The following is a 9,161-nucleotide window of genomic DNA, read 5'->3' as shown; positions in this document are numbered from 1 at the left end:
AAGGCGGGGGTCGTGGTCAGCCACCTCAGGCGTGACGTGCTCGTGCCCGACCTCGCCGGACTGCGCAGGTTCGCGGGCATGTGAGCCCCCGCCGGTGACCCGGTCCCGTTCCCGCGGACCGGGTCACCGGCGGCCCGCTCACCCCGGCAGGCGCGCCAGCAGCCGGTCCGCGGCGGCCACGAGCCCCGCGTCCGCGAGCAGGCCCGCCGGCGCCAGCACGTGGTCCCGGTCGACGGTGACCGCCGCCCGGCGCAGCACCGGCCGCAGCACCGGGTCGGCGCGCAGCACGCGCTCCACCTCCGCCACGGGTCCAGCGTGCCGGAACACCCCGCCGGACAGCACCAGCAGGCCCGCGCCCCTCGGACCCAGCTGCCCCTCCACCAGCGCGAGGTGCCTGCGCACGGCCAGGACCGCGGCGAGCACGCCCAGCCGCAGGTCCGCGGCCGGGTCCTCCGGCAGCCACGCCACGTCGGCCGACCGCGCGACCGCCCCGGACCGGAGCGCGGCCGCCTCCGCCCCGCCGATGAGCTTCTCCCGCGCGGCCACCTCCACCAGCGTGCCCGCGGACCAGCGCACCCCGAGGTCGCCCTCGACCGTGCGGCGGTCCGGCGGCAGCGCCACCACCCGCTCCGGCCCCGCCGCCGTCGACACCGCCGAGTACACGTCGGTGGTCGCGCCGCCCACGTCGACCACCAGCACCGCGCCCCCGCGGTCCCGCGCGGCGAGCCGGGACACCCCCGTGAGCACCGCGTCCGGCGTCACCGCCCGCACCAGCCGCCGGAACCGGGGTCCCCGCGACAGGCCCTTGCCGCCGATGACGTGCCGCAGGAACACCTCCCGGATCGCGGCGCGCGCCGGGCCCGGCGCCAGCTCGCCCACGTCCGGCAGCACGTTCGCGGTGGGCACCACCGTGCGCCCGGCCAGCAGCCGCTCCGCCTCCGGGCGCGCCTCGGCGTTGCCCGCCAGCACGATCGGGCAGGCCAGCCGGTTCGCGCCGAGCCGGCCGGCGTTGTGCAGCAGCACCGAGTCGTCGCCGCCGTCCGTGCCGCCGACCAGCAGCACCACGTCCGGCCTGGCCGCGCGCAGCTCCCGGACGCCCGCGCCGTCCAGCGGCCCGGCGGACACGTGCACCACCTTCGCGCCCGCCGCCAGCGCCACCCGGTACCCCGCCTCGGCGCTGACCAGGCGTTCCTGCCCGACGACCGCGAGCTTGAGCCCACCGCCCGCCGACGAGCACGCCAGCACCCGGCCGGCGGGGTTTTCGGCAGGGTTCCCGGCGGGGTTTAGCGAACCGCCCACCGAGTCAACCCCCCGGAGCACCTCGGGCGGGGTGGTCGGGTGCTGCGCCGTGCCCAGCAGCTCCCCGGCCTCCGACACGAGGGCGCCCTTCGTCCACGTCGAGCCGATGTCCAGGCAGAGCACGGTCATGCGGGGCAACCTACCGGTGCGCCCGTTCGGCGCGCCGACCCTAGTCTGAGCAGATCACCACCAGCACCTGAGGGAGGCGTGCCGTGCCGGGGAACGGGCTGTGGCGCACGAAATCGGTCGAGCAGTCGATCGCGGACACCGACGAACCGGGAACCAGGCTGCGCAGGGAACTCACCGCGTGGGACCTGACGGTGTTCGGCGTCGCGGTGGTGATCGGCGCGGGGATCTTCACCCTCACCGCGTCCACCGCGGGCAACCTCGCGGGACCCTCGGTGTCGCTGGCGTTCGTGCTGGCGGCGGTCGCCTGCGCGCTGGCCGCGCTGTGCTACGCCGAGTTCGCCTCCACCGTGCCGGTGGCGGGCAGCGCGTACACGTTCTCCTACGCCACGTTCGGCGAGTTCGCCGCGTGGATCATCGGCTGGGACCTGGTGCTGGAGTTCGCGGTCGGCTCGGCCGCCGTGGCGAAGGGCTGGTCGCTGTACCTGGAGGCGGTGCTCGGGCAGTTCGGGCTGTCGGTGCCGACCACCGCGAGCATCGGCGGCGTCGATGTCGACTGGGGCTCGCTGCTGCTGGTCGCGGCGCTGACCGCGCTGCTGGTGGTGGGCACGAAGCTGTCGTCCCGGGTCAGCGCCGTGATCACGGCCGTGAAGGTGGGCGTGGTGCTGCTGGTGATCGTCCTCGGCATCTCCTACGTCAACACGGCGAACTACAGCCCCTACATCCCGCCCGCCGAGACCGGTGAGGCCACCGCGACGGGCCTGGACCAGTCGCTGTTCTCGCTCCTGACCGGGTTCGAGGGCAGCACCTACGGCGTGCTGGGGCTGCTGGCCGCCGCGTCGCTGGTGTTCTTCGCGTTCATCGGCTTCGACGTGGTCGCCACCACCGCCGAGGAGACGAAGAACCCCCAGCGGGCCGTGCCGCGCGGCATCCTCGGCTCGCTGGCGATCGTGACCGTGCTGTACGTGGCGGTGTCGCTGGTGATCACCGGGATGGTGCCCTACACCGAGCTGAAGACCCAGCCCGACGGCACGCGCGCCACGCTGGCCACCGCGTTCTCCGCCAACGGCGTGGACTGGGCCGCCACGGTCATCTCGGTGGGCGCGCTGGCCGGCCTGACCACCGTGGTGATGGTGCTGATGCTGGGTCAGTCGCGGGTGCTGTTCGCGATGTCCCGCGACGGCCTGCTGCCGCGCGGCCTGGCCCGCACCGGGCGGCACGGCACGCCGCACCGGATCACCGCCGTCATCGGCGTGCTGGTCGCGATCGCGGCCGGCTTCTTCCCGGCGGGCAAGCTGGAGGAGATGGTGAACGTGGGCACGCTGTTCGCGTTCATCCTGGTGTCGGCGGGCGTGCTGGTGCTGCGCAGGACCAGGCCGGACCTGCCGCGCGGGTTCCGCGTGCCGCTCGTGCCGCTCGTGCCGGTGCTCGCCATCCTGGCCTGCCTGTGGCTGATGCTGAACCTGACCGCGCTGACCTGGGTGCGGTTCCTGGTGTGGATGGCGCTGGGCGTGGTCGTGTACTTCGCCTACAGCCGCCGGCACTCGGTGCTGGGCCGGCGCGGGGTCGGCGGCACTCCCGCGGTGGAGGAGGACGAGGTCCCGTAGTCCCGGCCCACCCACGACGAAGGGCGACGAGCTCAACAGCTCGTCGCCCTTCGCGTTCGAGGACGTCCCGGCGCCGGGACTACGTTGGGACTGCGCCTCGGAGGACTACGCCTTGACCGCCGTCGACCGGTCCAGGTCCGGCTCCAGGTAGATCAGCCGCGCCGCGGGCACCCGGTTGCGCACCCGCTGCTCCGCGTGGTCGATCGCCTGCGCCACCTCGGCCAGCGACAGCCCCGGCTCCAGCGCGATCTTCGCCGCCACCAGCAGCTCCTCCGGGCCCATGTACTGGGTCTTGACGTGGATGACCCGCTGCACCTTGCCCGCCGCCAGCTCGTCCACGATCACGTCCAGCTCGGTCTGCGACGCGCCCTCGCCGATCAGCAGCGACTTCATCTCGATGATCAGGATGATCGCGATCACGCCGAGCAGCACGCCGATGCAGATGGTGCCGATCGCGTCCCACACCGGGTCGCCCGTGAGCGTCGACATGCCGACGCCCATCAGCGCCAGCACCAGGCCGAACAGCGCGCCCGCGTCCTCCAGCAGCACCACCGGCAGCTCGGGCACCTTGGACTGGCGGATGAACTGCCACCACGTGGCGTTGCCCTTGATCGCCTTCGACTCGACGATCGCGGTGCGGAAGCTGTAGGTCTCCAGGCCGATCGCGACGACCAGGATGACCACCGCGACGAGCGGGCTGCTGAGCTTTTCGTGCGCCTCCAGCTTGTGGATGCCCTCGTACAGGGCGAACACCGAGCCGAGGCTGAACAGCATCAGCGCCACGATGAACGAGTAGAAGTACCGGTCCCGGCCGAACCCGAACGGGTGCGCCAGGGTGGCCTTCCGCTTCGCGGTCCTCTGCCCGAGCAGCAGCAGGCCCTGGTTGGACGTGTCGGCCACCGAGTGCACCGACTCCGCGAGCATCGACGACGACCCGGTGATCAGGAAGCCGATGAACTTCGCGATGGCGATCCCCGCGTTGGCGACCAGCGCGGCGATGATCGCCTTGGTCCCGCCCCCTGCTGACACGATTGCTCCCTACTGCGCCGGACGTCCGTTTGGTCGGGGTGACCCTACTCAACACCGGGGGTGGCGCGGAAAAGCTGAGCCGAAACATCGGAGGACGCCACCACGGCCGGATCGACGGCGGGCAGCCACACGGACCGCCCCCGCTCCAGCACCAGCGGCGCGCCGCCCGCCGAGGTCAGGGCGACCCGGCCGCGCGCGCAGAACAGGATCTGCGGTCCGCCGTGGTCCAGCCGGACCTCCGCGCCCGGCGTCACCTCGACCCGGGACAGCTCGAACTCCGGGCACGGCGTGCGGTAGGTCCACAGGCCCGGCGCGGTCTCCTCGCCGCGCAGCAACGGCATGTCGCCGCAGGTGAAGTCCAGCACGCGCATCAGCTCGGGCACGTCGACGTGCTTGGGCGTGAGCCCGCACCGCAGCACGTTGTCCGAGTTCGCCAGGATCTCGATGCCGGTGCCGTGCAGGTAGGCGTGCAGGTTGCCGGCGGGCAGGAACATCGCCTCGCCCGGCTGGAGCACGAGCCGGTTGAGCAGCAGCGCGGCCAGCACGCCCGCGTCACCCGGGTACGCCTCGCCCAGCTCCAGGACGGTGCGGCACTCCAGGTCGAACTCGCCGTGCTCCTTCACGTGCACCACGCACGCGTCCAGCACCTGCGGCAGCAGCACGTCCAGCGCGGTCTGCGGCAGCGTGATCAGCGTGGTGAACAGCGCGCGCAGGCCGTCGGGGTCCGGCTGGGCGGCCAGCAACTCGGTGTAGGGGGCGAAGTCCGGCGCGTCCAGGGCCCGCAGCAGCGCCACCGACCGCTCCGGCTCCCGGAACCCGGACAGCGCGTGGAACTCGGTCAGCGCGCAGATCAGCTCCGGCTTGGCCGAGGGGTCCTTGTAGTTGCGCACCGGCGAGTCGACCGGCACGCCCGCCGCGTCCTCGGTGGCGAACCCGAGCGCGGCCTGCTCGGCCGACGGGTGGGCCTGGAGGCTCAGCGGCTCGTCGGCGGCCAGCACCTTGAGCAGGAACGGCAGCCTGCCGCCCCAGCGGTCGGCGCAGCGCGCGCCCAGCTGCCCGTCGGGGTCCTCGGCGAGCAGCTCCAGCAGGGAGCGCACCGACCCGTCCCGGCCGACGACGCGGGACGGGTCGCCCGGGTGGGCGCCCATCCACAGCTCGGCCTCCGGGTGCGGCGCGGGCACCTCCCTGCCGAGCATCTCGGCGATGGCCGTGCGCGAACCCCACGCGTACGGCCGGACCGCGTTGTGCAGCAGTTCCACAGTCATCCCCTCACACGGCCGGCGCGTAGCGCCCCGGCCCGCCGAGCGTGCCCGCGGCCAGGCCCAGGTACAGCGCGGCCAGCTCGAACCGCAGCGCGAGCAGGGTGGCGCACACGGCGTCGCCGCCGCCCACCTCCTCGGCCGGGTCGAGCACGTCGGCCCCCGACAACGTCTCCAGCGCGACCCGTCGGGCGAACTCCGCCTGCGGCCCCTGGCGCACGGCCAGCAGCAGCACGCGCACCAGGCCGTCCTGCTCGTCGTCCGGGTCCGCGAAGAGGTCGGCGCCCGACGTGCCGCGCACCGCCCGCCGGTGCAGCACCGGGCGCGTCAGGGCCTGGGGGTAGGCGGCCACGTCGCTCACCACGCCCGCGTACGCCGCCAGCGCGTTCGCCCCGTGCGCGGCCACCGCCGCGGCCACGTCGTCCAGGCCCCACAGCAGCGGGGTGCGGTCGGCCACCCGCAGGGCCAGCGCCTTGGCCGGGTTCACGAACGACTCGTGCACCGGGTGGCAGCGCTCGGCCTCCCGGTCCAGCTCGTCGGCCACCGCCTGCACGTCCACGTCGAGCAGGCGCATCGCGTTGAGCGCCGTCACCCACGTGGCGAACCCGCGGGCGAAGCCGAAGCCCTGCGGCACGGCCACGCGCGGCGGCACCAGCAGGGCGCGCTGGGCGGCGGAGGCCGCCACCGGGCCCTCGGGCTCGGCGGTCAGCACCACCCGCGCGCCGCGCCGGGCCGCCCGGTCCACCGATTCGGCCAGCAGCACGTCACCGGGGTCCTCGGTGTGCGCGAGCACCACGTCCAGCGCGCCCACCCACGTGGGCACGTCGTCGGAGACCACGACCGGCACCGGGCAGCGCGGGCCGAGCAGCGCGGTCACCAGGCCCGCCACGGCACTCGCCACGCCGGGCCGGGTGATCATGACCACCGCCCGGGGGCGGTCGTCGAGCAGGCGTCGCACGCCCAGCTCGGCGGTCACCTCGGCGGTGGCCCGGACCTGCGCGCCCGCGCGGGCGGCCGCCCGCAGCAGGCCCTCCGGGTCGGCGTCGGTGAGCCGGTGCTGGTCGTCGAGCAGGCTGTCGTCAAGCACGCTGGGTCACCCGGCCGTCGGCTCGACTGCCTCGTCCAGCAGCAGCACCGGGATGCCCTCCCGGACCGGGAACGACCGACCGCACGAGGTGCAGGTCAGGTAGTCCGCCTGCGGGTCGGTCGCGGTGCCCGCCCGCAGCGGGGCGTGCTCCGGGCACGGGCAGGCCAGGATCTCCATCAACTGCGCGTCGAGTTGGACCGCCACGGCGCTCATCCCCTCACGATCGCCAGGACCTCGTCGCGCAGCGCCGCGACCGAGGCCGCGTCGGCGGCTTCGATGTTGAGCCGCAGCAGCGGCTCGGTGTTGGAGGCGCGCAGGTTGAACCACGAGCCGTCGGGCAGGTTCACCGTGAGGCCGTCGAGCTCGTCGAGTTCGACCCCCTCCCGGCCGCCGAACTCGGCCTTGATGGCGGCCAGCCTGCCCTGCTGGTCGTCCACCGTCGAGTTGATCTCGCCGGAGGCGGCGTAGCGCTCGTAGGCGCTGGTCAGGGAGGACAGCGGGCCGTCCTGCTCGCCGAGCGCGGCCAGCACGTGCAGCGCGGCCAGCATGCCGGTGTCGGCGCGCCAGAAGTCGCGGAAGTAGTAGTGCGCGGAGTGCTCGCCGCCGAAGATCGCGCCGGTCCGGGCCATCTCCTCCTTGATGAAGGAGTGGCCGACGCGGGTGCGCACCGGGTTGCCGCCGTGCTCGCGCACGATCTCCGGCACCGCGTGGGAGGTGATCAGGTTGTGGATGACCGTGCCGCCCGGGTCCTTGGCCAGCTCGCGCACCGCGACCAGCGCGGTGATCGCGGACGGGGACACCGGCTCGCCGCGCTCGTCGACCACGAAGCAGCGGTCGGCGTCGCCGTCGAACGCCACGCCGGCGTCCGCGTTCTCCTGCCGGACGCGCTCCTGGAGGTCGACGATGTTCTTCGGGTCGAGCGGGTTGGCCTCGTGGTTGGGGAAGCTGCCGTCCAGCTCGAAGTACATCGGGACGACCTCGATGGGCAGGCCCTGGAAGACCTCCGGCACGGTGTGGCCGCCCATGCCGTTGCCCGCGTCGACCACGACCTTCAGCGGCCGGCTGCCCCGCAGGTCCACGAGTTCGCGCAGGTAGTCGGCGTACTCGGAGAGCATGTCGCGCCGGCTGACGGTGCCCTTGGCCATGTCCCGCGCGTCGGGCACGCCCTGCTCGGCGTCCTGCCTGATCTGGGCCAGGCCGGTGTCCTGGCCCACCGGGGCGGCGCCCGCGCGGCACAGCTTGATGCCGTTGTACTTGGCCGGGTTGTGGGAGGCGGTGAACATCGCGCCGGGCAGGTCGAGCTTGCCGGAGGCGAAGTAGAGCATGTCCGTGCTGGCCAGGCCGATGCTGACCACGTCGACGCCCTGGGCGTTCACGCCCTCGGCGAACGCGGCCGCCAGGCCGGGGGAAGATTCGCGCATGTCGTGGCCGATGACCACGGCGGGCCCGTCGACAAGGCGCGCGAACGCGGCGCCGAAATCGCGCACGACGCCCTCGTCGAGCTGCTCCCCGACCACACCGCGGATGTCGTAAGCCTTGACGATGCCGGACAGATCGCGCACAGCCACACTCCCGAGTTGGCTCTTGACACTGCCGTGGGAAGCGTACCGGCGCGCGCGTTCGGGGGGTGTGTCCGGTCGTTCAGTCTTCGCGCGGATCGGGCAGAACGCGCAGGTGGCCGCGCCTGATGGTGCCCATGGGCACCTCCGGCACCTCGACCGCCGGTGTGCGCCCCGCCTCGCGCACGGCCTCCGCGAGGGCGGTCAGGTCGTCCACGGTGGGCTCGGGGGCCCGGAACTCGCCCTGGTGCCGCACGACCTCCCAGCCGCGGGGGGCGGTGAGGCGCAGCGCGTGCTCCTCGCAGAGGTCGTAGGAGTGCGGCTCGGAGTAGGTCGCGAGTGGTCCGACCACCGCTGTGGAGTCCGCGTAGGCGTACGTGAGCGTGGCGACTGCCGGGTTCCCGCACCCGGTTCGCGAGCACCGTCTCACGCTCCGCACGGCGGGGACGATATCGCGTCCCGCGCCGGGTGTGTTGGATTACCTCCGGCGCGGCGCTGGAGGCGGCCCCCGAGTTCGACGACCTGCCTGGTCGCGGAGGTACCGGCGGGGGCCCGGCGGCGGACAACTAGGCTGGACGCCGTGGTGATGGCTCGGGGTTCACGGAGGCAGGGCGCTCCGCGGCGACGCAACCGCGACCGGCACGGGCGCGGGTTGCGGGGTCCGCTGTACCCGGCCTCCCTGCCGGCGGCGCGCAGCCGGGCCGAGCGCTTCGACGCGCTGGTCCTGGAGGCGCTGGAACCGATCGAGGCGCGGTGGCGCACCGAGCTGACCCAGCTCGACGTCGCGGTGGACGACGTGCCGGACGTGGCGCCCAACGACGACGGCGACGTGGTGGAGGACGGCAACGTCCCGCTGGCCCGCCTGGTGCCGGCCGGCACCGACAGCCGCGCCCGGATCGTCCTGTACCGGCGCCCCCTGGAGGCCCGCGCCAAGGACGGCGCCGACCTGTCCGACCTGGTCCACGACGTCCTGGTGGAACAGGTGGCCAACTACCTGGGCCTGGACCCGGACGTGATCGACGGCGACTGACCGCCACCCAACCCCGAACTCACCGTTCGCGAACGCTCAACTCACCCGACCTGAACGTACGACTCACCCAACCTGAACGTACGACTCGCGCGACCTGAACGTACGACTCGCGCGGCGCGAGTGTTCGACACGTGCGCGAGTCGTACGTTCAGGACCACCGTGTCG

9 protein-coding genes are annotated in these 9,161 nt (G+C 73.6%); 2 read left to right on the top strand and 7 right to left on the bottom strand.

Annotated features, from left to right (window positions below; all coding sequences use genetic code 11):
- Positions 1-138 precede the first annotated feature (138 nt).
- On the bottom strand, positions 139-1,428 hold the full coding sequence (locus ACFP3R_RS37295) for a glutamate mutase L (RefSeq protein WP_380643726.1): 1,290 nt from the start codon (positions 1,426-1,428) through the stop codon (positions 139-141).
- Between the two features lie 83 nt (positions 1,429-1,511).
- Between ACFP3R_RS37295 and ACFP3R_RS37290 the strand changes: the two genes are divergently transcribed.
- Positions 1,512-3,032: an amino acid permease gene (locus tag ACFP3R_RS37290; protein ID WP_380643723.1), complete on the top strand. Its 1,521-nt coding sequence runs from the start codon at positions 1,512-1,514 to the stop codon at positions 3,030-3,032.
- 105 nt (positions 3,033-3,137) lie between these two features.
- Here the strand turns inward: ACFP3R_RS37290 and ACFP3R_RS37285 are convergent, their stop codons facing one another.
- The 6 genes from ACFP3R_RS37285 to ACFP3R_RS37260 all read right to left on the bottom strand — a co-directional run bounded on the left by ACFP3R_RS37285 (position 3,138) and on the right by ACFP3R_RS37260 (position 8,405).
- Positions 3,138-4,061 (bottom strand): cation diffusion facilitator family transporter, encoded by a 924-nt coding sequence (locus ACFP3R_RS37285; RefSeq protein WP_380643721.1) that lies wholly within the window; start codon positions 4,059-4,061, stop codon positions 3,138-3,140.
- A gap of 44 nt (positions 4,062-4,105) precedes the next feature.
- A complete protein-coding gene (gene manA / locus ACFP3R_RS37280) occupies positions 4,106-5,326 on the bottom strand; it encodes a mannose-6-phosphate isomerase, class I (protein WP_380643719.1) in 1,221 nt (406 codons plus the stop codon).
- Between the two features lie 4 nt (positions 5,327-5,330).
- A complete protein-coding gene (locus ACFP3R_RS37275) occupies positions 5,331-6,407 on the bottom strand; it encodes an SIS domain-containing protein (protein WP_380643716.1) in 1,077 nt (358 codons plus the stop codon).
- A gap of 6 nt (positions 6,408-6,413) precedes the next feature.
- Complete coding sequence (locus ACFP3R_RS37270; RefSeq protein WP_380643730.1) at positions 6,414-6,611, bottom strand: Trm112 family protein; 198 nt, start codon at positions 6,609-6,611, stop codon at positions 6,414-6,416.
- A gap of 5 nt (positions 6,612-6,616) precedes the next feature.
- A complete protein-coding gene (locus ACFP3R_RS37265; RefSeq protein ID WP_380643714.1) occupies positions 6,617-7,969 on the bottom strand; it encodes a phosphomannomutase/phosphoglucomutase in 1,353 nt (450 codons plus the stop codon).
- Between the two features lie 79 nt (positions 7,970-8,048).
- Positions 8,049-8,405 (bottom strand): DUF3499 domain-containing protein, encoded by a 357-nt coding sequence (locus ACFP3R_RS37260; protein ID WP_380643712.1) that lies wholly within the window; start codon positions 8,403-8,405, stop codon positions 8,049-8,051.
- A gap of 147 nt (positions 8,406-8,552) precedes the next feature.
- On the opposite strand from ACFP3R_RS37260, the gene ACFP3R_RS37255 reads away from it, so the two are divergent.
- A complete protein-coding gene (locus ACFP3R_RS37255) occupies positions 8,553-8,996 on the top strand; it encodes a metallopeptidase family protein (protein WP_380643728.1) in 444 nt (147 codons plus the stop codon).
- The last annotated feature ends 165 nt before the right edge of the window (positions 8,997-9,161 follow it).

Source organism: Saccharothrix lopnurensis (genome assembly GCF_042658445.1).
Taxonomy (GTDB): Bacteria; Actinomycetota; Actinomycetes; order Mycobacteriales; family Pseudonocardiaceae; genus Actinosynnema; species Actinosynnema lopnurensis.
Note: the sequence above shows the minus strand (reverse complement) of the source record. Positions and strands in the feature narration are given on the sequence as shown.